We start from the raw sequence: 25,467 nt of genomic DNA, 5'->3' as shown, positions 1-25,467 counted from the left end.
CTACCCCTCGCCGATCTGCTCCCGGAGCCGATCGACCGCGTCGCGCATATGCCCGACGAGCAGTTCGTGCACATCGCGCGGCGGGCCGGCGGCGATGGCCTCGCGCAGCGCCACATGTTCGCGGACCTGCTCACCGAGGTCGGTGTAGGTCGTCTGCAGGGCGCCCAGGCACATCCGGGTCTCGATCAGCAGTGTCCGCGCGGCCCGCACCAGCCGCGGGCTGTCGGCGCTGGTGACCAGTGCCTGATGGAATTCGTGGTCGGCATCGGTGACGCCGGTGGCATCGCCGCGTTCGGCACAGGCCTGCATATCGGCGACGCTGGATTGCAAGGCCTCGTAGGCGATCTCGCGGCGGCCGTCCAGGATCAGGTCCAGCGCGCCGCCCTCGATCGCGGTGCGGGCGCGGTAGATGTCGACGACGTCGGCCAGGCTGAGTTCGATGACGAAGATGCCGCGATGCCGCACGCTGTGCAGCAGCCCTTCGGAAACCAAGCGCTGCATGGCCTCCCGGACGGGTCCGCGCGAGACGTCGAATTGCGCGGCCAGTTCGGCCTCCACCAGCTGGGTCCCCGGCGCCAGCGTGCCGCGCACGATCGCCGCGCGCAGCCGGTCGGCGATCATCTCCGCCGTGGACTGCCGATTCACGGGTTCGAACTCAATCACCGACATGAATCGGCCTTTCCGAGAAGAGCGTTCCGAGCCCCGGTCCGGACGCAGGCGTGTGGGCGGGCAGCCCCGCCAGTCGCAGCCCGTGCCAGACGGTGACCTGGTTCGCGGTGAGTACCGGCTTGCCGAGCGCTGATTCCAGCTCCGGAAGCAGTTGTATCGTATGCATCGCGGTATCGGGAATCAGCAGCGCCTCGGCGTCGGGATGGTCGTTCGCCGCCGCCAGGTCCAGCACCTGCGACGGTGTCAGCGTCCCCACTTCGGCGGCCGTGTCGATTCCGGCGCTCGACATCGAGACCACCCGGATGCCGGCGGCGTCGAGGAAGTCCACGAAGAGGGCGGCGACCTCGTCCGGATAGCTCGCGCACACGGCGACGCGGCCGGCGGCTATCGCCCGCACCGCCTCCACGAACGCGAAACTGGTGCTCGATGCGGGGACGCCGCAGATCCGGGAGAGCTCGTCCGCCTGTTCGCGCGCACCCTGCGGTCCGTAGACGAAGCTGCCCGAGGTGCAGGCCCACACCACGGCCAGGGGATCGAAGGGCGCCAGCAGATCCGCGCCCCGGCGCAACTTGTCCGGACTGCCCAGCTCGAGCAGTTCGGGCACCGCGTGCAGGTCGGTGCCGTAGATGTGCGCGACACGAAGTTCGACGCCGAGATGCGCTGCTGCCCAGGGATATTCGTCCTCGGCGGCATGATCGGGATAGATGAATCCGACGGTCGGTGTCCGTTCCACAGCGCCTCCTAGAAAACGTTCTGCAGCCACTTGCCAGGGCCCATCATCGGCAGTTTCATCCGTCCGAGACAGGCCCACATGGTCAGTTGGTTGGCGGTCAGGACCGGTTTGCCGAGCAGCTGTTCCAGCGGTTCGACCAGGTCGTAGGTGGGAAGGTTGGTGCAGCTGACGAAGATGGCCTGCGCGGCGGGATCATCGGCGGCCATGATGCGTTCGGCGATCGTGCGATAGCTGACCTTCCAGATGCCGCCGCCGAGTCCCAGATGATCCGATCGCAGGACCTCGCAACCGGCCTCGTGCAGGAACTCGTGCAGCTTCGTGGTCAGAATCTCGTCGTAGGGCGTGATGACCGACATCTTGGACAACTGCAGTTTGTGCACGGCCTCGATCAGTGCGCCGGAGGTGGTGATCGCGTCGCGGGCACCGGCCCGGCAGATGGTGTCGCGCAGCGCTCGCTCGTAGGCCAGCCCCTTGATGAAGCTGCCCGAGGTGCACAGATAGGCGATCACCTCGGGTTCCACGTGCAGCACGTTGCGCGTCGCCGCGGTGAGATGTGCTGCGTCGGAGACCAATTCGGCCATCTCGAGCGAGACCGGCACCGGTTCGTACGGCGTGCGCGCCAGATGCAGGCTCACTTCCAGGGGAGCCCACCGCCACAGTTCGCGCTCGAGCGCCAGATCGAACGGCGCGATGATCCCGATGCCCCGTTGCGCGACAGGCCCGTCCAGCTCGGGAAAATTCAGTTCCACGAGGGCCCCTCTCGCGTCCGGGCGACAATCCTCCGCGCACAATCGGATTGTTGACAAGCATACGATGGGTTTTTAGCCTGTCAATATGAACGCGGGCCCAGTTGTCACCGTCCTGCACGACGGCGTCGAGCCCGACGCGGAATTCATGCGTCCGGTGTTGGAGCAGGCCACCGTCCGCTTCGCCGACGGGGCGTCGCTCGCGGACGCGCTGCCCGGCGCCGAGGCGCTGTTCGTCTACGACTTCCGCAGCACCGCCCTGCCCGGCGCCTGGGATCGCGCCGATCGGATGCGGTGGGTGCATGTGGGGGGCACGGGTGTCGACGCCGTGATGTTCGACACACTGATCGACAGCGACGTACAGGTCACCAACACCCGCGGCCTGTTCGACGAGCCCATCGCGGAATACGTTCTCGCCCAGGTGCTCGCCTTCGCCAAGGATCTGCCCGAATCGCTGCGGCTGCAGCAGCGTCACCAGTGGCGCCACCGCGAATCCGAGCGGGTGGCGGGAGCCGCGGTGCTGGTGGTCGGCACCGGCTCGATCGGACGCGCGATCGCCCGCCTGCTGCGCGCGGCCGGGATGCGGGTGCGCGGGCTGGGGCGGACCGCGCGCATCGGCGATCCCGATTTCGGCACGGTGGCAACCGATTTGCACGCCGAACTGCCCGGGGCGGATTACGTGGTCTGCGTGACGCCGCTCACCCCGCAGACCCGGCACATGTTCGATGCGAGCGCCTTCGCGGCGATGAAGCCGCATGCGCGTTTCATCAATGTCGGGCGTGGGGAATCCGTGGTCACCGACGATCTGGTCGCGGCGCTGCGCGGCGGCGTGCTCGCCGGTGCGGCGCTGGACGTGGTCGATCCGGAACCGCTGCCGGCCGGCCACCCGCTGTGGGATCTGCCGAATGTCGTTGTCACCCCGCACAACAGCGGCGACTTCATCGGCTGGCGGGCGGAGATCGTCGCCGCGTTCACCGAGAATTTCGAGCGGTGGGCAAGCGGTCAGCCCTTACACAATGTGGTCGACAAGAAGCTGGGTTACGTGCCCAGCTGAAGGGAGTCACGATGGCCCACCCCGATACAGGGACCGACCCCGCGGCGATGACCGCGGCCGAGTTGGCCGCCGCCTATTCGGCCGGGGCCTTGTCTCCTGTCGAGGCCACGCAGGCCGCGCTGGACGCGATCGCGGCCCGCGACGACGTCCTCGACGCGTTCTGCCTGGTCGACCCGGAGCGGGCGATGGTGCAGGCCAAGGAGTCCGAGGCGCGCTGGCAGGGTGGTCGTGCGCAGGGCCTGCTCGACGGCGTGCCGATCTCGATCAAGGACATCTTCCTCACCGAGGGGTGGCCGACGCTGCGCGGCTCGACCTCGATCCGGCCGGATGTGCCGTGGCCGGTCGACAGCCCGGCCACCGCCCGGCTGCGTGAGGACGGACTCGTGTTCCTGGGTAAGACCACCACGCCGGAGCTGGCGTGGAAGGCCACCACCGACAGCGCGCTGACGGGAATCACCCGTAATCCGGTCGACCCGGACAAGACGTCCGGCGGTTCCTCCGGCGGTTCGGCGGTGGCGGTCGCGGCCGGCATGGGACCCGTGTCGATCGGGACCGACGGCGGTGGCAGCATCCGGATTCCGGCCTCGTTCTGCGGGGTGGTGGGATTCAAGCCCACGCACGGCCGGGTCCCGCTGTACCCGGCCAGCCCGTTCGGGCCGCTGGCACACGCCGGGCCCATCGCCCGCACGGTCGAGGACGTGGCGCTGCTGATGGACATCCTGTCGCTGCCCGATCACCGCGATCCGACCGCGGGTGCGCCGCCGCTGCTGACCTTCCGCGGCGAACTGCAGCGCGAGGTGCGCGGTGCGACGGTCGGCTTTTCGGCGAATCTCGGTTTCGCGCAGGTCGATCCCGAGGTCGCGGCGGTCGTCGCGGCGGCGGTGCGGGCGCTCGACGAGGCCGGCCTACGGGTGGTCGAGGCCGATCCCGGATTCGCCGATCCGCGCCCGGCGTTCGAAACGATGTGGGCGGCCGGGGCGGCGGCCATGCTCTCGACGTTCCCCGAGGGCACCCGGGAGCGGGTCGACCCCGGCCTGGGCGCCATGTGGGACCGCGGTCGCACGCTGAGCGCGGTCGACTACATCGAGGCGCGTGCGGTGGCGGCGGAGATCGGCATCGTGATGGGGGCCTTCCATACCGCTTACGACGTCCTCGTCACGCCGACCATGCCGATCACCGCCTTCGACGCGGGATACGATGTGCCGCCGGGTAGTTCGATGGACAGCTGGCCGCAGTGGACCCCGTTCACCTATCCGTTCAATCTCACCCAGCAGCCGGCGATCACCATTCCCGCCGGGCGAACCGCGGCGGGAATGCCGGTGGGGCTGCAGATCGTCGGGCCGCGTCACTCCGACGATTTCGTGCTCGCGGTGGCCCGCTTCGCCGAGGCGGTGCTGAGCTGAAATGCGACGCGGCCCGGACCTGTTCGGACCGGGCCGCTCAGTCGCACCTGCGACGTGTCGTTACTCCGAAGACCGTGTGAAGGACAGTGTTTCGCCTTCCACGCCGCGCAGCCACAGCGCGTTGCACGCGGTGGCCAGCTCCGGCAGTCCTTCCTCGATGGTCGCGAACACATTGCCCGGGACCCAGCCCATATCGCCGTTGATCAGCAGGTTGTTGCGGTCGTAGAACATTGCCAGATCGGTGGCGCCCTGCGCGTCGTGCGCGGCCGAGCCCGGTTCGTAGCCGTAGGCGGGATTGCCGATCTCCCACGGTTCGAAGTCGAACAGGCAGACGTCACCGGGAATCGGTGTGACGGTGGGGTTTTCGCGATGCGGCGCGGCGGTGATGCGCGGCACGAGGGTGTACACCTCGTTGCGGGCGTATTTGGCGTGGAACGCGTCGCCCTCCTGCGGCAGTGCGTCCCACACCGCCGCGCAGGTGTGCGGGGCCAGCTCGTCCAGCAATCGCGCGCGAGCCCGCACGCCGGCCTTGGTGAGGGTGATGGTGAGGTACCGGGCCATCGAGATCTCCTGTTCCGCTCGGGGCGTGGGTATCGCTACAGCTCGTCCAGGACGCCGGTCCACAGCGCCAGCGCCTCGTCGACCTGTTCCGCGGTCACGATCAGGGGCGGGATCATTCGCACGACGTTGCTGTAGGCCCCGCAGGTCAGCAGGAGCAGGCCGCGCTCGGCGGCCAGCCGCTGGGCCGTCGCGGCCGTGGCGGTGTCGGGTTCGCCTGCCGCCGTGGTGAATTCGCTGCCCACGAGCAGGCCCAGGCCGCGCACATCGCCGATCGCCTTGGTGGCGCAGGCTCGGGTGCCGGCCAGCAATTGGTCCCCGCGGGCGGCGGCGTTGTCCACCAGCCCCTCGGATTCGATGACGTCGATGGTGGCGACCGCGGCCGCGCAGGCCACGGCATTGGCGCCGTAGGTGCCGCCTTGAGATCCCGGCCAGGCCTTGGCCATCAGCTCCTGTGGCGCGGCGATTCCCGACAGCGGAAAACCGCTGGCCAACCCCTTGGCTATGGTGATGACGTCGGGCTGTACGTCGAAATGCTGGTGCCCGAAGAACTTTCCGGTGCGGCCGAACCCGGTCTGGATCTCGTCGAAGATCAACAGGATGCCGTGCCGGTCGGCGCGCTCGCGCAGGCCCTGGAAGAACCGGGTGTTGCCCGGGATGTAGCCGCCCTCGCCGAGCACGGGTTCGACGATGAAGGCGGCCGTCTCGGCCGGGGCGGTGAGCGTGGTGAGGATGTAGTCGAGCTCGCGCAAGGCGAAATCGGTCGCCTCCTCCTCCGACCAGCCGTAGCGGTAGGCGGTGGGGAACGGCGCCACGTGCACACCACCCATGAGCGGGCTGAAACCGGCCGAGAAGCGGGTTCCGGAGGTGGTCATGGTCGCGGCGGCGACCGTGCGGCCGTGGAAGCCGCCGTGGAACACCACCACATTGGGGCGGCCGGTGGCCTGCCGGGCCAGCCGCAGCGCGGCCTCCACGGCCTCGCTGCCGGAGTTGGCGAAGAACACCGAATCCAGGTGGGCGGGAAGCACATCGGCGAGCCGTTCGGTCAGCCGCAGCAGCGGCCGGTGCATGACCGTCGTGTACTGGCCGTGGATGAGGCTGCCGACCTGTTCACGCGCGGCCTCGACCACCCGCGGATGACAGTGCCCGGTGCTGGTGACGCCGATCCCGGCGGTGAAGTCGAGGTACCGGCGACCGTCGGTGCCGTACAGGTAGCAGCCCTCGCCGTGATCGACGGTGACCGGCGTGGCCTGCCGGAGAACGGGGGAAAGTGCAGTCATGGTGATCCGCCTCCCGGGCGACGGGAAATCCGCGCCGGTGACGGCCGGATTCTTATTGTCGGATTGTTGACAATGTGTATAACATGGCCGCGACGGTGACGGCAACGACTGCGCCGAACCGACCTGCTGTTCCGAGAAGAGGAGCGAGCGATGACGTATACCGTTGCGGATCCGGATGCCGCGACGCGCGCGGCGATCGACAGCGTCCCGACCGGCCTGTTCATCGGCGGGCGCCGGCGCGAGGCCGCTACCCGGCTGGACGTGGAGGACCCGGCCACCGGGCAGATCCTGACCGCCGTCGCCGATGCCGGCCCCGAGGACGGCGTCGCCGCGCTGGCCGCGGCCGCGGCGGCCCAGGACGCGTGGGCCGAGGTGCCCGCGCGGACCCGGTCGGAGATCCTGATGCGCGCCCATCGGGCCATGCTCGACGACACCGACCGGCTCGCCCGCATCGCCACCGCCGAGATGGGCAAACCGCTGGCCGAGGCGCGCGGCGAGGTCGTGTACGCGGCGGAGTTCTTCCGCTGGTTCGCCGAGGAGGCGGTGCGGCTGGACGGCGGCTATATGCCCGCGCCGGCCGGTGGATCCCGCTTCGTGGTGGCGCGCCGGCCCGTGGGACCGAGCATCCTGATCACCCCGTGGAACTTCCCCATGGCGATGGCGACCCGCAAGATCGGCCCAGCCCTGGCCGCGGGCTGCACCTGTGTGGTCAAACCCGCCGAGCAGACCCCGCTGTGCACGCTGGCGATCGCCGAAATACTGTCCGCCGCAGGGGTTCCCGACGGCGTGGTCAATGTCGTGACCACCTCCGATCCGGCGGCGGTGACCGGTGCGATGATCGCGGATCCGCGCTCGCGCAAACTGTCGTTCACGGGATCGACCGCCGTCGGGAAGTTGCTGCTGGAACAGTGCGCGAGATCCGTGATGCGCACGTCGATGGAATTGGGCGGCAACGCCCCGCTGATCGTGTTCGACGACGCCGATCTCGATACCGCGGTGGAGGGCGCGCTCGCGGCGAAGATGCGCAATATCGGCCAGGCCTGCACCGCGGCCAACCGGATCTACCTGCAACGCGGCATCGCCGACGAATTCACCCGCCGCTTCATCGAACGCATGGCGGCCCTGCCGATGGGCCGCGGCGCCGATCCCGGCGTGGTGGTCGGACCGCTGATCGACGCCGCCGCGGTCGCGAAGGTGTCGGAACTGGTCGCCGATGCGCGCCGGCGCGGCGCCACCGTCCTGCTCGGCGGAACCGCCGCCGAAGGACCCGGATACTTCTATCCACCCACGGTGCTGACCGGTGTCCCGGACGACGCCGCGATGTTCGGCACCGAAATCTTCGGCCCCGTCGCGGGTTTGGCCGTCTTCGACACCGAGGACGAGGTGATCGAACGCGCCGACGACACGCCCTACGGTTTGGTGGCGTACGTGTTCACCGAGAATCTGCGGCGCGGATTGCGGGTGAGCGAGGCGCTCGACACCGGCATGGTGGGACTCAACCAGGGCGTGGTGTCCAATCCAGCGGCGCCGTTCGGCGGAGTGAAGGAATCGGGTCTCGGACGCGAGGGGGGCTTCACCGGCATCGACGAATTCCTGGAGACCAAATACATCGGTGTGGCACTGTGATGCCGGTGTATCGCATTGCCACCATTCCCGGCGACGGTATCGGCGTGGACGTCACGGCCGAGGCGGTCAAGGTTCTCGACGCGGTGCTGCCCGGCATCGCCTGGACCGAATTCGACTGGTCCTGTGAGCAATATCTGCGCACCGGCGCGATGATGCCCGAGGATGGTCCGCAGCAGCTGGCGGCTTTCGACGCGATTCTGCTCGGCGCCGTGGGATTTCCCGGTGTGGCCGACCATATTTCGCTGTGGGGTCTGCTGATCCCGCTGCGGCGCGCCTTCGGGCAGTATGTGAATCTGCGCCCGGTCCGGCTGCTGCCCGGCACCGAATCCGCGCTCCGCGGACGCGGCGCCGACGATCTCGACATCCTCATCGTGCGGGAGAATTCCGAGGGCGAATATTCCGCGATCGGGGGAATGCACAATCCCGGGCGGCCGGACGAATTCGTGGTTCAGGAATCGATATTCACCCGCACCGGATGTGAACGCATCATCCGATACGCGTTCGAGCAGGCGCGCCGGCGCGACCGCAGACTGTGTTCGGCCACCAAGTCCAACGGCCTCATTCATTCGATGCCGTACTGGGACAGCGTTTTCGAGCGGATCGCCGCCGAGTATCCGGACGTCGAGACGCGGCAGATGCATGTCGATGCGCTGGCCGCGGAGATCGTGCTGCATCCGGATCGGCTGGACGTGATCGTCGGCTCGAATCTGTTCGGCGACATCCTGTCCGACCTCGCCGCCGCGGTGACCGGCGGGCTCGGGCTCGCGCCCTCGGGGAATATCAATCCCGCGCGCGAGGCGCCCTCGATGTTCGAGGCGGTGCACGGCAGTGCGCCCGATATCGCGGGTATGGGCATCGCCGATCCGGTGGCGCAGATCCTCGCCGGTGCGATGATGCTCGACCACCTGGGCGAATCCGCGGCGGCCGCGGCCGTCGACCGCGCGGTCTGCGATGTGCTGGCCGCGGGGGAGGTGCTCACCCCCGATCTGGGCGGTACGGCGACCACCGCCGAACTCGGCACCGCGATCGCCGAACGCGCCGCGGCGCTGGTCACACAGTAGGGGCGGCGATACGCCGCGACTCTCGGTGCCGAGGCGCTGCGGTGGCCGGTCAGGAGGTCAGCCAGATCGCTTCTGCCGCAGGGCTTCCCAGGTCGATGGTGTGCTCGCCGATCCGCACCGCGATGGTGCCGGCGAAATCGCGCCGCTCCACCACGGTGATCACGGTGTCGAGCGCGATGCCGACGGAATCGAAATACCGCAGCATGGCGGGATCGAAATCGGAGATGCGCGCCACCCGGCCGGATTGTCCGGCCTGGAAGTCGCTGAGCTGATGGGCGGGCGGTGTGGGGACCGCACCGTCGACGGAGGGGATCGGGTCGCCGTGCGGATCGCGATCGGGATGGCCGAGTTTGGCGTCGATACGTTCCACCAGGGTCTCCGACACCGCGTGCTCGAGCACCTCGGCCTCGTCGTGCACCTCGTCCCAGCCGTAGCCGAGCTCGCTGACCAGGAACGTTTCGATCAGCCGATGGCGGCGCACCATGGCGACTGCGGCCCGGCGGCCGTTGTCGGTCAGCGTGATGGCGCCGTAGCGGGCGTGTTCGACCAGCCCCTGATCGGCGAGTTTGCGCACCGCCTCCGACACCGTCGACGCCGACACACCGATCCGCTCGGCGAGCAGTTTGGTCGACACCTTCTCCTGCGACCACTCCTGCGCACTCCAGATGACCTTCAGATAATCCTGGGCGACCGACGACAGCGAGGGGGCCACATTCGCCGCGCGCCCGGCCGCGCCCGCATCGGGAGACGCTTGTGACGCAGCGGAATCTGCCAGCTCACGCCGGGTGGCGACATCACGTTTTCCGGGCACGTATCGAGCTTAGCGGGGGCAGCGTTGCGGCCGGAGGAGGCAGCCTGCGTAACCACGGAGGCCGCCGCGGACCCCGCGATCGAGCACAGCGGGGCCGGGCCGGCGCGGACCTGCCATCAGGTACAGCGGGACCATTGCGGCCGCAGCCCGCAAGCCCGCACAACCTCGCGCTCGCCGCGGGCGGGTGACGGTCGGGTGAACAACCGCCCCGCCGAATCCCGGTTCGTGACCGCGCTTGCGTAGGCTTCGGTGTGTGCAGAGATGGCGAAGTCTCGAGGAAATGCCACCGGACTGGGGTCGGTGTGTGCTCACCATCGGCGTGTTCGACGGTGTGCACCGCGGTCACGCCCAATTGATCAGCCGTGCGGTGAAATCCGCTGCGGTGCGCGGTGTTCCCTCGGTTCTCATGACCTTCGACCCGCATCCGATGGAAGTGGTGCGTCCCGGATCGCATCCGGCGCAGCTCACCACGTTGACCCGGCGCGCGGAGCTGGTCGAGGAACTCGGTATCGATGTGTTCCTGGTGATGCCGTTCACCCAGGACTTCATGAAGCTCACTCCCGGCCGCTACGTGCACGACCTGCTGGTCGAGAAGCTGCATGTCGCCGAGGTCGTGGTCGGCGACAACTTCACCTTCGGCAAGAAGGCGGCGGGCACCGTCGAGACCATGCGCGAGCTGGGCGGCCGGTTCGGCTTCGAGGTCGACGGTGTGAAGCTGGTCGGCGAACACGCGGTCACGTTCTCCTCCACCTACATCCGGGCCTGTGTCGACGCCGGTGACATGGCCGCGGCCGCCGACGCGCTCGGCCGCCCGCACCGGGTGGAGGGTGTCGTCGTCCACGGCGACGGCCGCGGTCGCGAACTCGGTTTTCCGACCGCCAACGTGGCTCCGCCGATGCATGCGGCGATCCCGGCCGACGGCGTATACGCGGGCTGGTTCACCGTGCTGGCCGCCGGAGAGACGGTCGGCGTCACCCGGCCGGGCAAGCGGGCCATGGCCGCGATCTCGGTGGGCACCAACCCGACCTTCTCCGGCCGCACCCGCACGGTCGAGGCCTTCGTCCTCGACACCGAGGCGGATCTATACGGCCAGCACGTCGCCGTGGACTTCGTGCAGCATCTGCGCGGTATGCGCCGCTTCGACTCGATCGACGATCTGGTCCGGGCCATGGGCGACGACGTCGAGCAGACGCGACAGGTGCTGGCCGCCGCCGAGGCGAGCGACGCCCAGCGCTGAGCGAATCCGCCCGCCGGACAGATTCCCGGTGTGGGGCCGGCCGGATCGGGCCGATTCGGTCCGACGTGCGGTGATCCGGTAGGCTGGCTCGTCGGGTCTGCTGCGGTCCGCGGTGGCGCCCGCCCGGGGTTTCCCGGTTTCCTCGAGCGCGGACTGAGAAAACAAGGAGTGAATTCGTGGCTCTGACCACCGAGCAGAAGGCGGCCATCCTCAAGGAGTACGGCCTGCACGAGAAGGACACCGGTTCGCCGGAGGCCCAGATCGCGCTGCTGTCCAAGCGGATCTCCGACCTGACCGAGCACCTGAAGGTGCACAAGCACGATCACCACACCCGCCACGGCCTGCTGGGCCTGATCGGTCGCCGTCGGCGGCTGTCGAAGTACCTGCAGGACAAGGACATCGAGCGCTACCGTTCGCTGATCGAGCGGCTCGGACTGCGGCGTTGATCTGCTCGCGCCCGCACGGACGCGAGACAGACGCGCTGACAATCACAGGTAGTTAACGCGCAGCCGACGGGGAGGCATAGAATCTCCCCGTCGGCTAGTCGTATATCGGCACCGCACCAGCCGTATGCACCCGCACGCGTGGCGTCGGTCTTCGGTAGTGGCCTTTCGGCGAGAGTTGCCGGCGGGCTTCGATCGATGACCGCCTCCGCGTCGCCGGTTCCATGGGGGATCGGCCGGGTGTCGCGCCACAGCCAGGAGGGCTGTCGCGCGCCCGAGCCCGGGTACGGCTGCCTCGCGCAGACAAGCCGCTGCCTCCGGGCAGGGATGAAACTGCGCGGGGACACCCAGCCGGATCGCGCCTCGACGGCGTTCGATCCGGCGAGACGAGAGGTTGAGACAGAAATATGACCGAATCCCAGACGAGCTCCGCCATCGAGGTCGAACCCGGTGTGTTCGAATCGGTGGCCCTGATCGACAACGGGAGCTACGGCACCCGCACCGTCCGGTTCGAGACCGGGCGCCTGGCCAAGCAGGCCGCCGGCTCCGTCGTCGCCTACCTGGACGACGAGACCATGCTGCTGTCGGCCACCACGGCCGGTAAGCACCCCAAGGACCAGTTCGACTTCTTCCCGCTGACGGTCGACGTCGAGGAGCGGATGTACGCCGCGGGCCGCATCCCCGGCTCGTTCTTCCGCCGCGAGGGCCGCCCCTCCACCGACGCGATCCTGACTTGCCGCCTGATCGACCGTCCGCTGCGCCCGTCGTTCGTCGACGGCCTGCGCAACGAGATCCAGGTCGTAGTCACGGTGATGAGCCTGGATCCCAACGATCTCTACGACGTGGTCGCGATCAACGCGGCGTCGGCCTCGACTCAGATTGCGGGACTTCCGTTCTCGGGTCCGGTCGGTGGCGTGCGCGTGGCGCTCATCCAGGGCCAGTGGGTCGCGTTCCCGACCGTCGAGCAGCTGGAAGAGGCCGTGTTCGACATGGTCGTCGCCGGCCGCGTGGTCGAGTCCGGTGACGTCGCGATCATGATGGTCGAGGCCGAGGCGACCGACAAGGTCATCGCGCTGGTCGAAGACGGCGCCCAGGCGCCGACGGAAACCGTTGTGGCCGAAGGTCTCGAGGCCGCCAAGCCGTTCATCGCGCGGCTGTGCAAGGCGCAGGCCGACCTGGCGGCGCTGGCCTCCAAGCCCACCGAGGAGTTCCCGCTCTTCCCGCCGTACGAGGCCGACGTCTACACCGCCGTCGAGGGTACCGCGAAGAACCCGCTGGGTGAGGCGCTGTCGATCGCCGGCAAGCAGGAGCGCGAGGAGCGCATCGACGAGATCAAGCTCGAGGTGCTCTCGGCGCTGACCGAGGACTTCGAGGGCCGCGAGAAGGAGATCGGCGCGGCGTTCCGCTCGGTCACCAAGAAGCTTGTGCGCCAGCGCATCCTGTCCGACGGCTTCCGCATCGACGGTCGTGGCCTGGCCGACATCCGGGCGCTGTCCGCCGAGGTCGCCGTGGTCCCGCGGGCGCACGGTTCGGCGCTGTTCGAGCGCGGTGAGACCCAGATCCTGGGCGTCACCACCCTCGACATGGTGAAGATGGCCCAGCAGGTCGACTCGCTCGGCCCGGAGACCAGCAAGCGCTACATGCACCACTACAACTTCCCGCCGTTCTCCACCGGTGAGACGGGCCGCGTCGGCTCGCCCAAGCGGCGCGAGATCGGCCACGGCGCGCTCGCCGAGCGGGCGCTGGTGCCGGTGCTGCCGAGCCAGGAGGAGTTCCCCTACGCGATCCGCCAGGTGTCGGAAGCGCTGAGCTCCAACGGATCCACCTCGATGGGTTCGGTGTGTGCCTCCACGCTGTCGCTGCTGAACGCGGGTGTGCCGCTGAAGTCCCCGGTCGCCGGTATCGCCATGGGTCTGGTGTCCGACGAGGTCACCGGCGACAACGGTGAGTCGGAGACCCGCTACGTCGCGCTGACCGACATTCTCGGCGCCGAGGATGCCTTCGGCGACATGGACTTCAAGGTCGCCGGTACCCGCGACTTCGTCACCGCGCTGCAGCTCGACACCAAGCTCGACGGCATTCCGTCGAAGGTGCTGGCCGGTGCGCTCAACCAGGCTCGCGACGCGCGCCTGACCATCCTGGACGTGATGGCCGAGGCCATCGCCACCCCGGACGAGATGAGCCCCTACGCGCCGCGCGTCACCGCGATCAAGATCCCGGTCGACAAGATCGGCGAGGTGATCGGGCCCAAGGGCAAGGTCATCAACCAGATCACCGAGGACACCGGCGCCAACATCTCCATCGAGGACGACGGCACCGTGTTCGTCGGCGCAACCGACGGCCCGTCGGCGCAGGCCGCGATCGACGCGATCAACGCCATCGCCAACCCGCAGCTGCCGAAGGTCGGCGAGCGCTTCCTGGGCACGGTCGTCAAGACCACCGCCTTCGGCGCGTTCGTCTCGCTGCTGCCGGGCCGCGACGGTCTGGTGCACATCTCGAAGCTGGGCAACGGCAAGCGGGTCGGCAAGGTCGAGGACGTGGTGAACGTCGGCGACAAGATCCGCGTCGAGATCGCCGATATCGACAACCGCGGCAAGATCTCGCTGGTCCCGGTGTCGGAGGAGGAGAGCGCGGAGACCGCTGCTCCGGCCGCCGACGAGGCTCCGGCTGCAGCCGAGGCCGCGGCCGAGTAAATAGTTGGATGTGACGAAGAAGAAGTCCTCGGCGCGCGCCCCGAAGCCCTCGGTTTCGACGCGCGCGCCGGGCAGCACAGCTCGCGCGCCGAAGACGAAGCAAGCCTCGCGCGCGGGAACTCCGGCGAAAGCCGGCGCCGACGCCCCCTTGCTCGCTCTCGAGCAGGGGGGCTCTTCGCTGGTCCTCGCCGAGGACGGGTCGTTCTCCGACAGCGGGGTGCGGCGTACGGTACTGCCGGGCGGACTGCGGGTGGTCACCGAACATGTGCCCGGGGTGCGATCGGCGTCGATCGGTGTCTGGGTCGGCGTCGGCTCACGCGACGAGGGGCCCTCGGTGGCCGGCGCCGCGCACTTCCTGGAACACCTGCTGTTCAAGGCGACCCCGACTCGTACCGCGCTGGACATCGCCGAGGCCGTGGATGCGGTCGGCGGGGAACTCAACGCGTTCACCGCCAAGGAGCAGACCTGTTACTACGCCCATGTGCTGGACGACGATCTGCCGCTCGCGGTCGATGTCGTCTCCGACGTGGTGCTGAACGGGTTGTGCCGTCCGATCGATGTCGACGTGGAACGTCAGGTGGTGCTCGAGGAGATCTCGATGCGCGACGACGATCCCGAGGACCTGGTCGGCGACTCGTTCTTGACCGCGCTGTTCGGCGATCATCCGATCGGGCGGCCGGTGATCGGCACCGTCGACTCAGTCGAGCAGATGACCGCCGCGCAGCTGCGCGGGTTCCATCTGCGCCGCTACCGTCCGGACCGGATGGTGGTGGCGGTGGCCGGCAATATCGAGCACGAACACACCGTGGAGCTGGTACATCGCGCGTTCGGCGACCGGCTCGATCCGTTGCGGGAACCGGCGCCGCGCCGCGAAGGGCATTTCCGCAAGCGCACGGCACCGCAGCTGCACTGGACCTACCGCGACAGCGAACAGGCGCATCTGGTGTTCGGGGTGCGCGCGTTCGGCCGGCACGAAGGGCATAAGCGCTGGCCGCTGTCGGTGCTGAACACCGTGCTCGGCGGCGGGCTCAGTTCCCGTCTCTTCCAACGAATCCGGGAGGAACGCGGCCTGGCGTACTCGGTGTATTCCAGCGTCGACACCTTCGCCGACACCGGCGCCTTCTCGGTCTATCTGGGATGTCAGCCCGAAAATCTCGGCGAGGTCACGACATTGGCGCGCGAGGTCCTGGAAGATGTTGCCGCCAACGGGATCACCGACGCCGAATGTGCCCGGGCCAAGGGATCGCTGCGCGGTGGACTGGTGCTGGGCCTCGAGGATTCCGGCTCCCGGATGAACCGCATCGGCCGCAGTGAACTCAGCTACGGCAATCACCGCAGCGTCTCGGAGACGCTGGCGCGCATCGACGCCGTCACCACCGCGGAGGTGTCCGCGATCGCCCGCACCCTGCTGGCGCGGCCGTACGCGGCCTCGGTGGCGGGACCGTATCGGAGGATGCGCGACCTGCCCGGTGCGGTGAAACGCTTGGCGGAGTGAGTCAGTCGCGCGGTGCGGCGCCGGATTCGCCCGCGCGATTGGCCGCGCCCACCACCGCCGCGAGCAGTCCCGGCAGGGCGTGCTCGACTTCCTCGGTGCGCAGCCGCGCGTAGGTCTGGCCGTCGGCGACGATGCGTTCGGTGACCCCGGCCTCGCGCAGAATCTTCAGGTGGTGGGTCGCGGTGGATTTGTTGATGGTGTCGTAGAGCATGCCGCAGCGCACCGGGCCGCCGGCATTGCTGAGCCTGCGCACCATCTCGAGCCGGACCGGGTCGTGCAGGGCGCCGAGCACCTCCTGCACGGTGGCGACCGGATGAGCTTCCACGGTCTTGTTGCTATCGCTCATGATCTTTCTCACGGGAAATTCGGTTTGATGGGAATCAAACCATCGCTACGGTGGTTGAGTTCGATCGCAATCAAACTTACCTGATGGAGAGAATCGATGGCCGCAACTGTCACGGTTGCACCGGCTCCGCGGACCACACAGTCCTGGGCCTATGCACTGATTCTGGTCGCCAGCGGAGTCGCGCTCGGAGTATCCGGTGTTCCCGCCCCGCTCTACGGCCTGTACCAGAAGGAATGGCATTTCTCGCCGCTGACCACCACCATCGTTTTCGCCGTCTACGCCGTCGCCGCGCTGGCCGCGGTTCTGGTGTCGGGCAAGATTTCCGATGTGGTCGGCCGCAAGCCGGTGCTGCTGGGCGCACTCGCCACGATGGTGATCGGACTGGTCGTCTTCCTGTTCGCCGACAATGTCGCGATGCTGCTGGTGGCGCGGGCGCTGCACGGCGTGGCCGTCGGTGCCACCGTCGTCGCCGGGGCGGCGGCGCTGCTGGATCTGCGTCCCCAGCACGGCGCGCGGTCGGGGCAGCTGACGGGTGTGGCCTTCAATGTCGGTATGGCCGTGGCCATTCTGGGGTCGGCACTGCTCGCCCAGTACGTTCCGCATCCGCTGCGCACGCCGTATGTGGTGATCACGGTGTTCTGCCTGCTGATCGGCGTGGGCGTGGTGGTGATGACCGAAACGCACACCGCGCGGATGTCGGGTCCCATCCGGATCGCGAAACCGGCGGTACCGCAGGAGATCCGGGCCGATTTCTGGTTCTCGGCGCTGGGCGTCATGGCGGCGTGGTCGGTACTGGGTGTGCTGCTGTCGCTGTATCCCTCGCTGGCCGCCGAGAAGACCGGCGTGCACAATCTGGTCTTCGGCGGTGCCGTGGTCGCCTCGACCGCGACGGCCGGGGCGCTGGCTCAGCTGTTCGCGACCGCGATTCCGGCGCGTCGCGCGGCCGTCGGCGGTGATACCGGGATGGCGATCGCGCTGCTGCTGACCATTCCGGCGCTGGCGACCCACAACTGGGTCGTGGTGCTGCTGGCCGGTGTTCTGCTCGGCGCGACCTTCGGCCTGGGCTTCGGCGGATCGCTGCGGCATCTGTCGAACGTGGTGCCGCAGCACAAGCGCGGCGAGACCATGTCCGCCTACTACCTGCTGGCCTATACGGCGATGGCCCTGCCGACCGTGCTGGCCGGTTGGGCGGCCACGCAGTGGGGGATGGGCACGATCTTCCCGTGGTTCGTGGTGGTGGTCGCCGCGGCCTGCCTGACCGCGGCCGCGATCGGGGTGCGCGGGAGTCGCGCGGCGAACTGATCGGCGCGAAACAGTCTGCCGGACAAGACGATGCGGCGTCCGCCCGAAAGGCAGGCGCCGCGTCGCCGCTCGGCCGGGCCGAATCCTCCACCGGCTGTGGCGGATCCGGAATTGTCGTTACTATGCGCCCATGGCTCGGCGGGGGACATTTGCGCAGCGGCAGGCTCAGCGGATACAGCGTTCGGCATTGCTGGTATCGGTCGTCTCGGTGGTGCTCGGCGGTTTGGCGATCGCGGGTATCGCCTGGTGGGTGCTGTGGCTCGCGCTCGGCGCGAAGGCCGATACGCCGAACCAGCTGGATCTGACGAAGATCGCGTTGTCGGTCTCGGCCGGTGTGGGCGGTGCGGTGGCGCTGGTCGTGGCCTATCGTAAACAGCGCGACAACGAACGCGGCCGCTTCGCGCAGCTGTTCGGGGCCGCCGCGGCGCAACTGGGTAATGCTGATGTCGCGGTGCGCATGGCGGGCGTCTACGCGATGGCGGGGGTGGCCGACGAATTCGCCGCGCGCGGCATGCGCCAGCAGTGCATCGACGTGCTGTGCGGCTATCTGCGACTGCCCTACGACCCCGACGAAGGGGCTACCCACCTGAGCTCTCGCAAGATCACCGACGGAGCGGGCGGGCCGCAGGTGGAGCGCGCCTACCAGCTGCGGCAGAACGATCGCGAGGTGCGGCGCACCATCATCGCGGTGATCGTGACCCATCTGCGCCCGCAGGCCGAAACATCGTGGTCGCACTGCGATTTCAACTTCGACGACGCGGTGCTCGAGGATGTCGACTTCCGCTGGGCGGTCTTCGCCGGCGGGCATACGCATCTGCGCGGTACCCGCTTCATCGGTGAGCGGTCCGCCAACTTCGAGAACGTGGAATTCGTCGGCACGCACGTGACGTTCCACAGCGCGCACTTCGAGAGCGACGCGCTGTTCCGGGGCACGAAATTCACCCCGACCTCGGGCGACGTCTACACCGGGCGCGCCGGCACCAGCTTCGTGAATGCCGTCTTCCGCGGTAAGGCCGACTTCACCGAGGCCGAATTCGGCGGGCCCCGAACACGATTCACCGGCGCCCGGTTCACCGGCCCGACGACGTCGTTCACCCGGGCGCGCTTCACCGCCGACAGCACCTTCTTCGACGGCGTCGAGGTGGCGGGGGACAGTGCGCGTTTCGACGGTATCGTGGTCGGCAGCTCGCGAATCACCTGTGCCGACACACGTTTCGACTCCGGCGACACGGTGTTCGACAACGCTCGCATCGGCCTCGAACGGGATGTGCCCGATGTCGATCTCCGGGGAGTCACCTGTCGTGGCACGGTGTCGGCGGAGCACGCCCTCATCCCGGGGAGGCCGTGCGGCCCGAGCGCACCGGACCGGGCGCCGGTGGAGTCGGACGCGGAGGAGGCGGGTCTTCCCGCCGGCACCGCTTCGGTCGTCGGACCGCCGGAAGACTGAGTAGTCGGCGCCGATACTCGGCGCGGCGCTCGCCCGGTACCGTCGGTGCCATGAAGATTCGTGGTGCTGTGCTGGAGCGGATCGGCGACCCGACTCCCTATGCCGATTCGACCCCGATCGTGATCGAGGATCTGGAGTTGGCGGAGCCGGGACCGGGGGAGCTGCTGGTCCGGATCGAGGCGGCCGGACTGTGTCATTCGGACCTGTCGGTGGTGGACGGAAACCGGGTGCGGCCGGTGCCGATGCTGCTCGGCCACGAGGCGGCCGGACGGGTCGAGCAGGTGGGTCCCGGTGACAGCGATCTGCGGGTCGGCCAGCGGGTCGTGATGACCTTCCTGCCGCGCTGCGGACAGTGCGAGGGCTGCGCCACCGACGGCCGCACCCCGTGTGTGCCGGGCAGCGTCGCCAACAACGAGGGCGAGCTGCTGGGCGGCGGTCGCCGACTGCGCCGCGCGAACGGACCCGTCCACCACCATCTCGGCGTCTCCGGATTCGCCACCCACGCCGTGGTCGATCGGCGGTCGGTGGTGCCGGTCGACGACGATGTCCCGCCGGAGGTCGCCGCCGTACTCGGCTGCGCGGTCCTCACCGGCGGCGGGGCCTTGCTGAATTCGGCCCGCCCCGGCGCGGGGGACCGCATCATGGTCGTCGGTCTCGGTGGCGTGGGTATGGCCGCCGTGCTGGCGGCCGCCTCGCTGCGGGACAGCCTCGGCGCCGAGGTCATCGCCGTCGACACCGTACCCGAAAAGCTCACGCTGGCAAAGGAATTGGGCGCCACGCAGGTTTACACGCCGGTGGAGGTGGCCGAGCGCGGCATCGCGGCGGAGGTCGTGGTGGAGGCCGCGGGGAATGTGCGGGCCTTCGAGACCGCGGTGACGGCCACCGCGCCCGGCGGCACCACGGTGACCGTCGGGCTACCCCATCCCGAAGCGCGCGCGAGTATTTCACCGCTCGGTCTGGTCGCGCAGGGACGTTCCATCGTAGGCAGCTACCTCGGCTCGGCGGTTCCGGCGCGCGACATCCCGGAGTACGTGCGGATGTGGCGGGAGGGCCGGCTGCCCGTCGAACGACTGGTCTCCTCGCGTATCCGGCTCGACGAGATCAACCACGCCATGGACGAGCTGGCCGCCGGGCACGCCTTGCGTCAGGTGATCGTCTTCGACTGAGGCGCCGGCCTCGCCTCTGCCGTCGGCTCTCGGTGGTCGCGCCGGGTGACGCACGCGACTTCCGGGTGACCGGTGTGGTGGCGCCCGGCACCCCTGCCGATAGGCTCTGACCGCAACGGGCATCGAACGGTATGTGAGGAGTTCACGGTGGCGACGAACCGGATCCGGGTGGGCGTACTCGGCGCGCAGGGCAAGGTCGGGCAGGCGATCTGCGCGGCGGTCGAGGCCGCCGACGACCTGGAGCTGGTCGCCGGGGTCGACAAGGACGACGCGCTCGAGGCCTTCACCGAGGCCGGCGCCCAGGTCGTGGTCGACTTCACCCACCCCGACGTGGTGATGCCGAATCTGAAGTGGTTGGTGGAACACGGTATTCACGCCGTGGTCGGCACCACCGGTTTCGACGAATCCCGGCTCGCGCAGGTGCGCTCCTGGCTGGCGGACAATCCCGAGGTGGGCGTGCTGATCGCCCCCAACTTCGCCATCGGCGCGGTGCTGTCGATGCGGTTCGCCGAACAGGCCGCCCGGTGGTTCGATTCGGTCGAGGTCGTCGAACTGCACCACCCGAACAAGGCCGACGCACCCTCCGGCACCGCCTATCGCACCGCCGGCATCATCGCCGAGGCCCGCAAGCAGGCCGGCGTGGGCCCGAGCCCCGATGCCACCACCACCGAACTCGACGGCGCGCGCGGAGCGAGCGTCGACGGGGTGCGGGTGCATTCGGTGCGGCTGGCCGGGCTGGTCGCGCACCAGGAGGTGCTGTTCGGCACCCAGGGCGAAACGCTCACGATCCGCCACGATTCGATCGACCGCACCTCCTTCGCACCGGGTGTACTGCTGGGTGTGCGCCGGATCGGCGCCCGCCCGGGCCTCACCGTCGGGCTCGATCCGCTGCTGGACCTGTGAACGAGCGCGACAGCGGGCGACAGGTGCTGCGCATCGTCGCCTTCATCGTCTTCCTGGTCGTCGCGCTGGCCTTCTACTTCCTGCTGCTGGGTCGCATCGCGATCGAACTGATGACCTCGGGCAAACCCGCCGCCGTCGCGATGGGCGTGGGCGTGCTGATCCTGCCGATCCTCGGAGTGTGGGTGGTGGCCACCAGCATTCGCGCCGCCCTCGCCCACCAGCATCTGGCCCGGCGCATCCACGGCGAGGGCCTCGAACTCGACGTCTCCGACCTGCCCCGCCGCCCCTCCGGCCGGCTGGAGAAGGCCGCCGCCGACGAGCTGTTCGAACAGGTCAAGAAGGAGTGGGAGGCAGACCCCGACAACTGGCGCACCAACTATCGCGCCGCCCGGGCCTACGACTACGCCGGCGACCGCTCGCGCGCTCGCGAAACCATGCGCCGCGCCGTGGAACTCGAGCGCGTCGAACGCCGGACCGGGTCTTGACCCACCGCCGGCCCCACTAGGCTCGCCTAGGTGCCGACGTTGCTGATCATCCACCACACGCCTTCGCCGTTCCTGCAGGACATGTTCGAAGCGGTGGTCGCGGGCGCCACCGACCCCGAGATCGAGGGAGTCGAGGTGGTGCGGCGGGCGGCACTGGCCGTGACCGCGAGCGATGTCCTCGCCGCCGACGGCTATGTGCTGGGCACGCCGGCCAATCTGGGCTACATGTCGGGCGCGCTCAAACACGCCTTCGACACCTTCTACTACCCCTGCCTCGACAGCACCCGCGGCCGGCCGTTCGGGGTGTACATCCACGGCAATCAGGGCACCGAGGGCGCCGAGCGCAGCATCACGACCGTGACGACCGGGATGGGGTGGCAACAGGCCGCCGCACCCGTGATCGTCACCGGTCAGCCGGGCAAGGACGACCGGGAGAAATGCTGGGAACTGGGTGCGACGATAGCGGCGCAATTGACCGCCTGAGCCGGTGACCCGATTTCTGGTGTCTCACACGGATATCACCGGCACCGTCATACTCGACGGCAGGACGTCGCGTTCCCGGCCGGGGCGCGGCGTGGTGTTCGGGTTTCGGGAAGGGTGAGGACCATATGACGCCACCGCGGCGGATCGGTCTGGTCGAGGACCACGAGTCGGTCGCGCTCGGCCTGGCCAGCATGCTGGCCGGCGAAAGCGATCTGGAACTGGTCATCACCGCCGGAACGGTGTCCGAATTGCTCTCGGCGGCACCGGAACTGGATCTGGTGATCCTCGATCTGCGGCTCGCCGACGGTTCCACCCCGCAGTCCAATGTGCAGGCCCTGCGCGATCGCGGGCTCGAGGTGCTGGTGTTCACCGGAGCCGATAATCCCTTCTTGGTGCGCTCGGCCGCGCGCGCCGGGGTGCTGGGCGTGGTGCGCAAATCCGAGGATGTGCAGACCGTGGTCGCCGCGGTGCGCGCCGCCGCGAGCGGCGAACAGGTGGTCACCACCGATTGGGCCGCCGCCATCGACGGCGATCCGCAGCTGCGCGACGTCGGATTGAGCCCGCGTCAGCAGGAGGTGCTGACCCTCTACGCGTCCGGCGAGAAGGCTTCCCGGGTGGCGCGGCTGACCGGGCTCTCGGAACAGACGGTCAACGACTACCTGGGCCGGATCCGCCAGAAATACGCCGACGCCGGCCGCCCCGCGCCCACCAAGACCGACCTCTACAAGCGCGCGGTGGAGGACGGATGGCTTCCGGTGCCCGAACGCAACAACCAGGCATGATCGCGGTCGACGCACCCGGAGTCTTCGCGCGCACCGCAGCCGCGGCCCGCATCCGGGTTCCCGGCCGCGCGCAGGTGCGCTCCGATACGCCTGCGGTGGAGCGCGTCATGCGCCGGCTGGGGCTCTCGATCGGCGCGGGTGGGGTGATCATGGGCCTCGCCGATCTTCCGGAGATCACCGAGCAGGCGCGGTTCACGCCCGCCTGGTGGACGCCGAGTGCCAGCGCGCTGGCGTTCGGACTGTTCCCGGTACTGGCCGTGCTGTCGATCCGGTCGAGCCCGCGCACCATCCGGCTGGTGTCGAGTTGCGCCGCGGTGGCCTTCCTGTCCGCGGTGGCGACCATGCTGATCGGGCTCGACACCCACAGCATCGGCGCGAATTCGGTGTGGCTGTATCGGATGCTGCCACTCGGGGTGCTCGCGGCGACGTTGGCGTGGCCGGCGCTCGTCGCGGTGGCGTATCTGCTGATCGGGTCGGCGGCCGTCGCTTTGACGAATATCTATCTGGCGGAACAGTTCACGGCAGCGTCCGTGCTCAGCGCGTTCGCCCGGGCCGTCGGGTTGTCGGCGCTGTTCGTGTGGTGTGTGGTTTCGGCGCTGTCGGCCGCGGCCCGGGTGGACCGCGAATCGGTGGCGGCGAGTAGACAGGCTGCCGAAGCCGCCGCGGCCGCGGCCCGCGACAACGAGAGTGCCCGCTTCGCCGCCCTCATTCACGACGCCGTTCTCTCGACGCTGCTGGACGCCTCGCGCGGTAGCGAACCCTCGGATGTGTTGCGCCGGCAGGCCGAACGCACCCTGGACCAACTCGACGAGATCCGCGTCGAATCGCGCGAACCCGATGTGCTCGACGCTCGTGCGGCCGTGACTTTCCTGCGCGCCGCGGTGCACGAGGTGAATGCCGGCATTCGGTTCACCACCAGGACCTGGCCGGGCTTCGACGACCTGCGCATGCCCGCCGCCGCCGCGCGCACCCTCGCCGCCGCCCTGGCCGAAGCGGTCCGCAACAGCCTGCGCCACGCGGCGGTGCCCGGTCGCGCGGTGACGCGCACAGTGACCTGCACGATCAGCGCGGGCAGCATCCGGGTCGTCTTCACCGACGACGGCGCGGGATTCGACGCGAACGCGGTCTCCGCGGACCGCCTCGGCATCTCGGTGAGCATTCTCGGCCGCATGCGCCAGCTGGCCGGTGGCGCCGGATTCGTGGAATCGCAACCCGGGGAGGGCACCGCTGTGACCTTGGTGTGGGGCGGTGACGGTGCGCACTGAATCCGGTCGTGAACAAGCGTTCGGGTTGCGTGAGCTGCTCGGACTGCGCGGCCCCACCGCGTGGCTGTTCCTGGTCCTGCTGGAGGGGACCATCACCCTCTACATGGTCCGCAACCTCGACTCCACCACTGCGCTGCCGGCGGTGACCGCGCTGATCGTGATGGTGGTGGGCGGTGCACTGGTGCTGGTGGTCCCCGGCGATCCGCTGCCGTGGACCGTGACGATCTTCGTCGCCGCCGCCGGACCGGTCGCCACCGCCCTGACCTCGGTCGCTCCCGGCATACCGGAAACCCGGCAGATGGTGTGGACCACCTTCGCGACCTCGTATGTGCTGGCCGTGCTGGTCCTGCGCGGCCGGATGGGCACGGCGTGGCTCGGCGTGGCCGGAGTCGCGGTCGTCATCGGTGTCGACGGCGCGCGGGCCTGGTTGAACGCGAGCGCGATCGTCGCCGCGATCGTGCCCATCGGCACCGTCATCGCCATCTCGGTGTTCGCGCAGATCATGCGGCCCACCCAGCGTTCGCTGCGGGGGTTGCGCGAGGAAGCGAGCGCCCAGGCCGCCGCGGAGGCGACGATGGCGGCTGCCGACGGCGAACGCACGCGCCAGCTTGAGCGCCTGGACCGGGTGGCCCGCCCGATCCTGGAACGCATCGCCGACGGCGCGGTCCTTACCGTCGGTGAACGGGAACAGTGCCGGCTCCTGGAGGCGGAACTGCGCGACGGACTGCGCGCCCCGCAGTTGATGACCGAGGAACTCAGCGGCGCCGCGCGGGGTGCGCGCGCACGCGGGGTGGAGGTCGTCCTGCTCGACGACGGTGGTTTCGCCGATGCGCCGAAGTGGTTGCGCGAGCGCGTCATCGACGTCGCCACACGGGAATTGGACGCGGCCAACGCCGGTTCGGTGACGGTGCGCATCCTGCCGCCAGGTCGGCGGGTGCTGTCGACGGTGCTCGCGCAGGCGCCCGACCACGACCGCCGCACCGAGATCGGCCCCACCGGCACCGTGACGGTGATGGACTGACTCAGCTGTCGCAGCGCCCGGGGCCGCCCTTGCGCATCTGATCGCGCAGGGCGCCCTGTACCGCGCCGGAGAGCCAGGAATTCAGCGATTGACCGCTCTGGGTCGCGGCCTCCTCGGCGCGGGCCTTCAGATTCTCGACCATGCGCAGGGTGACCCGGCTGATGTCGCCGGTCATCTCCTCGAAGGTCGGGTGCGACTCCTCGCTCGCGGTGCGGCGTACCTCGACCTGCGCGTCGGTACCCGACAGCGAGACGTGCACCGTGCGATCGTCGAGGGTCGCGTTGACCTCCTCGGCCAGGTCCGAGAGCGCGGCCAGCAGCGTCAGCCGCAGCGAATTCTCCGTGGCGGCGGCCAGGGCCGCGGCGGTCGCCTGGGTCTTCTCGTCGCCCAGGGCGGCCGCCGCGATGAGGTCGTCGCGCAGGCGGGCGGTGTACTTGTTCAGATCCATGACATCAGTA

Annotated in this window: 25 protein-coding genes; 17 read left to right on the top strand and 8 right to left on the bottom strand. The window is 69.1% G+C overall.

Translation table 11 applies throughout. From position 1 onward, the window contains the following. From A5780_RS10420 to A5780_RS10410, 3 genes are read right to left on the bottom strand one after another with little or no spacing between them, the layout of a single operon-like run. Nucleotides 1-669 carry a GntR family transcriptional regulator gene (locus A5780_RS10420; RefSeq protein ID WP_030513170.1) on the bottom strand — a complete coding sequence of 223 codons (669 nt, stop codon included), beginning with the start codon at nucleotides 667-669 and terminating at the stop codon, nucleotides 1-3. Next, a complete protein-coding gene (locus tag A5780_RS10415; RefSeq protein ID WP_063019079.1) occupies nucleotides 656-1,402 on the bottom strand; it encodes a maleate cis-trans isomerase in 747 nt (248 codons plus the stop codon). The genes A5780_RS10420 and A5780_RS10415 overlap by 14 nt, the downstream gene beginning before the upstream one ends. A gap of 8 nt (nucleotides 1,403-1,410) precedes the next feature. Beyond that, nucleotides 1,411-2,151, bottom strand: a complete 741-nt coding sequence (locus A5780_RS10410) for an Asp/Glu/hydantoin racemase (protein ID WP_063019077.1) — start codon at nucleotides 2,149-2,151, stop codon at nucleotides 1,411-1,413. Between the two features lie 85 nt (nucleotides 2,152-2,236). Between A5780_RS10410 and A5780_RS10405 the strand changes: the two genes are divergently transcribed. Beyond that, on the top strand, nucleotides 2,237-3,202 hold the full coding sequence (locus A5780_RS10405) for a D-2-hydroxyacid dehydrogenase (protein WP_063019053.1): 966 nt from the start codon (nucleotides 2,237-2,239) through the stop codon (nucleotides 3,200-3,202). Nucleotides 3,203-3,213: 11 nt separating this feature from the next. Continuing rightward, nucleotides 3,214-4,605: an amidase gene (locus A5780_RS10400; protein WP_227463065.1), complete on the top strand. Its 1,392-nt coding sequence runs from the start codon at nucleotides 3,214-3,216 to the stop codon at nucleotides 4,603-4,605. A 60-nt stretch (nucleotides 4,606-4,665) separates the two neighbouring features. Here A5780_RS10400 and A5780_RS10395 read toward each other — a convergent pair whose 3' ends face one another. Beyond that, entirely contained in the window at nucleotides 4,666-5,166 is a 501-nt protein-coding gene (locus A5780_RS10395) for a DUF3830 family protein (RefSeq protein ID WP_064904179.1), read from the bottom strand. Nucleotides 5,167-5,201: 35 nt separating this feature from the next. Then, on the bottom strand, nucleotides 5,202-6,443 hold the full coding sequence (locus A5780_RS10390; RefSeq protein WP_064904181.1) for an aspartate aminotransferase family protein: 1,242 nt from the start codon (nucleotides 6,441-6,443) through the stop codon (nucleotides 5,202-5,204). A 150-nt stretch (nucleotides 6,444-6,593) separates the two neighbouring features. On the opposite strand from A5780_RS10390, the gene A5780_RS10385 reads away from it, so the two are divergent. Together A5780_RS10385 and A5780_RS10380 are read left to right on the top strand one after the other, a co-directional pair. Continuing rightward, nucleotides 6,594-8,069 carry an NAD-dependent succinate-semialdehyde dehydrogenase gene (locus A5780_RS10385; protein ID WP_064908310.1) on the top strand — a complete coding sequence of 492 codons (1,476 nt, stop codon included), beginning with the start codon at nucleotides 6,594-6,596 and terminating at the stop codon, nucleotides 8,067-8,069. Further along, complete coding sequence (locus A5780_RS10380; protein ID WP_063019048.1) at nucleotides 8,069-9,130, top strand: tartrate dehydrogenase; 1,062 nt, start codon at nucleotides 8,069-8,071, stop codon at nucleotides 9,128-9,130. Before A5780_RS10385 ends, A5780_RS10380 begins: the two co-directional genes overlap by 1 nt. 49 nt (nucleotides 9,131-9,179) lie before the next feature. Here A5780_RS10380 and A5780_RS10375 read toward each other — a convergent pair whose 3' ends face one another. Next, nucleotides 9,180-9,842, bottom strand: coding sequence for a metal-dependent transcriptional regulator (locus A5780_RS10375; protein WP_051755147.1), 663 nt, complete (start codon nucleotides 9,840-9,842; stop codon nucleotides 9,180-9,182). A 352-nt stretch (nucleotides 9,843-10,194) separates the two neighbouring features. On the opposite strand from A5780_RS10375, the gene A5780_RS10370 reads away from it, so the two are divergent. From A5780_RS10370 to A5780_RS10355, 4 genes are all read left to right on the top strand, one after another. Continuing rightward, a complete protein-coding gene (locus tag A5780_RS10370) occupies nucleotides 10,195-11,178 on the top strand; it encodes a bifunctional riboflavin kinase/FAD synthetase (RefSeq protein WP_030513180.1) in 984 nt (327 codons plus the stop codon). A gap of 176 nt (nucleotides 11,179-11,354) precedes the next feature. After that, nucleotides 11,355-11,624 carry a 30S ribosomal protein S15 gene (rpsO, locus tag A5780_RS10365; RefSeq protein ID WP_040720363.1) on the top strand — a complete coding sequence of 90 codons (270 nt, stop codon included), beginning with the start codon at nucleotides 11,355-11,357 and terminating at the stop codon, nucleotides 11,622-11,624. Nucleotides 11,625-12,028: 404 nt separating this feature from the next. Then, nucleotides 12,029-14,314, top strand: a complete 2,286-nt coding sequence (locus A5780_RS10360; RefSeq protein ID WP_063019231.1) for a polyribonucleotide nucleotidyltransferase — start codon at nucleotides 12,029-12,031, stop codon at nucleotides 14,312-14,314. A 178-nt stretch (nucleotides 14,315-14,492) separates the two neighbouring features. Next, nucleotides 14,493-15,809 carry a pitrilysin family protein gene (locus A5780_RS10355; protein ID WP_104406637.1) on the top strand — a complete coding sequence of 439 codons (1,317 nt, stop codon included), beginning with the start codon at nucleotides 14,493-14,495 and terminating at the stop codon, nucleotides 15,807-15,809. 1 nt (nucleotide 15,810) lies between these two features. Here the strand turns inward: A5780_RS10355 and A5780_RS10350 are convergent, their stop codons facing one another. Beyond that, nucleotides 15,811-16,155 (bottom strand): helix-turn-helix transcriptional regulator, encoded by a 345-nt coding sequence (locus tag A5780_RS10350; protein ID WP_063019229.1) that lies wholly within the window; start codon nucleotides 16,153-16,155, stop codon nucleotides 15,811-15,813. 96 nt (nucleotides 16,156-16,251) lie between these two features. On the opposite strand from A5780_RS10350, the gene A5780_RS10345 reads away from it, so the two are divergent. The 9 genes from A5780_RS10345 to A5780_RS10305 all read left to right on the top strand — a co-directional run bounded on the left by A5780_RS10345 (nucleotide 16,252) and on the right by A5780_RS10305 (nucleotide 25,009). Further along, a complete protein-coding gene (locus tag A5780_RS10345) occupies nucleotides 16,252-17,457 on the top strand; it encodes an MFS transporter (protein ID WP_064908309.1) in 1,206 nt (401 codons plus the stop codon). 130 nt (nucleotides 17,458-17,587) lie between these two features. Continuing rightward, nucleotides 17,588-18,904: a pentapeptide repeat-containing protein gene (locus A5780_RS10340; RefSeq protein ID WP_156769436.1), complete on the top strand. Its 1,317-nt coding sequence runs from the start codon at nucleotides 17,588-17,590 to the stop codon at nucleotides 18,902-18,904. 50 nt (nucleotides 18,905-18,954) lie between these two features. Continuing rightward, entirely contained in the window at nucleotides 18,955-20,070 is a 1,116-nt protein-coding gene (locus A5780_RS10335) for an alcohol dehydrogenase catalytic domain-containing protein (protein WP_063019226.1), read from the top strand. A gap of 147 nt (nucleotides 20,071-20,217) precedes the next feature. Beyond that, entirely contained in the window at nucleotides 20,218-20,973 is a 756-nt protein-coding gene (dapB, locus tag A5780_RS10330; RefSeq protein WP_369817533.1) for a 4-hydroxy-tetrahydrodipicolinate reductase, read from the top strand. Then, nucleotides 20,970-21,458, top strand: coding sequence for a hypothetical protein (locus A5780_RS10325; RefSeq protein WP_064904188.1), 489 nt, complete (start codon nucleotides 20,970-20,972; stop codon nucleotides 21,456-21,458). Before dapB ends, A5780_RS10325 begins: the two co-directional genes overlap by 4 nt. A gap of 30 nt (nucleotides 21,459-21,488) precedes the next feature. Then, entirely contained in the window at nucleotides 21,489-21,941 is a 453-nt protein-coding gene (locus A5780_RS10320; protein ID WP_030513190.1) for a flavodoxin family protein, read from the top strand. A gap of 125 nt (nucleotides 21,942-22,066) precedes the next feature. After that, entirely contained in the window at nucleotides 22,067-22,723 is a 657-nt protein-coding gene (locus A5780_RS10315; RefSeq protein ID WP_030513191.1) for a response regulator transcription factor, read from the top strand. After that, entirely contained in the window at nucleotides 22,687-23,988 is a 1,302-nt protein-coding gene (locus A5780_RS10310) for a sensor histidine kinase (protein WP_146100927.1), read from the top strand. The genes A5780_RS10315 and A5780_RS10310 overlap by 37 nt, the downstream gene beginning before the upstream one ends. Beyond that, on the top strand, nucleotides 23,972-25,009 hold the full coding sequence (locus A5780_RS10305; RefSeq protein ID WP_064904189.1) for a hypothetical protein: 1,038 nt from the start codon (nucleotides 23,972-23,974) through the stop codon (nucleotides 25,007-25,009). The genes A5780_RS10310 and A5780_RS10305 overlap by 17 nt, the downstream gene beginning before the upstream one ends. A 1-nt stretch (nucleotide 25,010) precedes the next feature. Here A5780_RS10305 and A5780_RS10300 read toward each other — a convergent pair whose 3' ends face one another. After that, nucleotides 25,011-25,457 carry a hypothetical protein gene (locus A5780_RS10300; RefSeq protein WP_063019217.1) on the bottom strand — a complete coding sequence of 149 codons (447 nt, stop codon included), beginning with the start codon at nucleotides 25,455-25,457 and terminating at the stop codon, nucleotides 25,011-25,013. Nucleotides 25,458-25,467 lie beyond the last annotated feature (10 nt).

Origin of the sequence: Nocardia sp. 852002-20019_SCH5090214 (assembly GCF_001665865.1) — a bacterium.
Lineage (GTDB): Bacteria > Actinomycetota > Actinomycetes > Mycobacteriales > Mycobacteriaceae > Nocardia > Nocardia nova.
The sequence above is the reverse complement of the archived record's forward strand: the minus strand, read 5'-3'. Positions and strand labels throughout refer to the sequence as shown.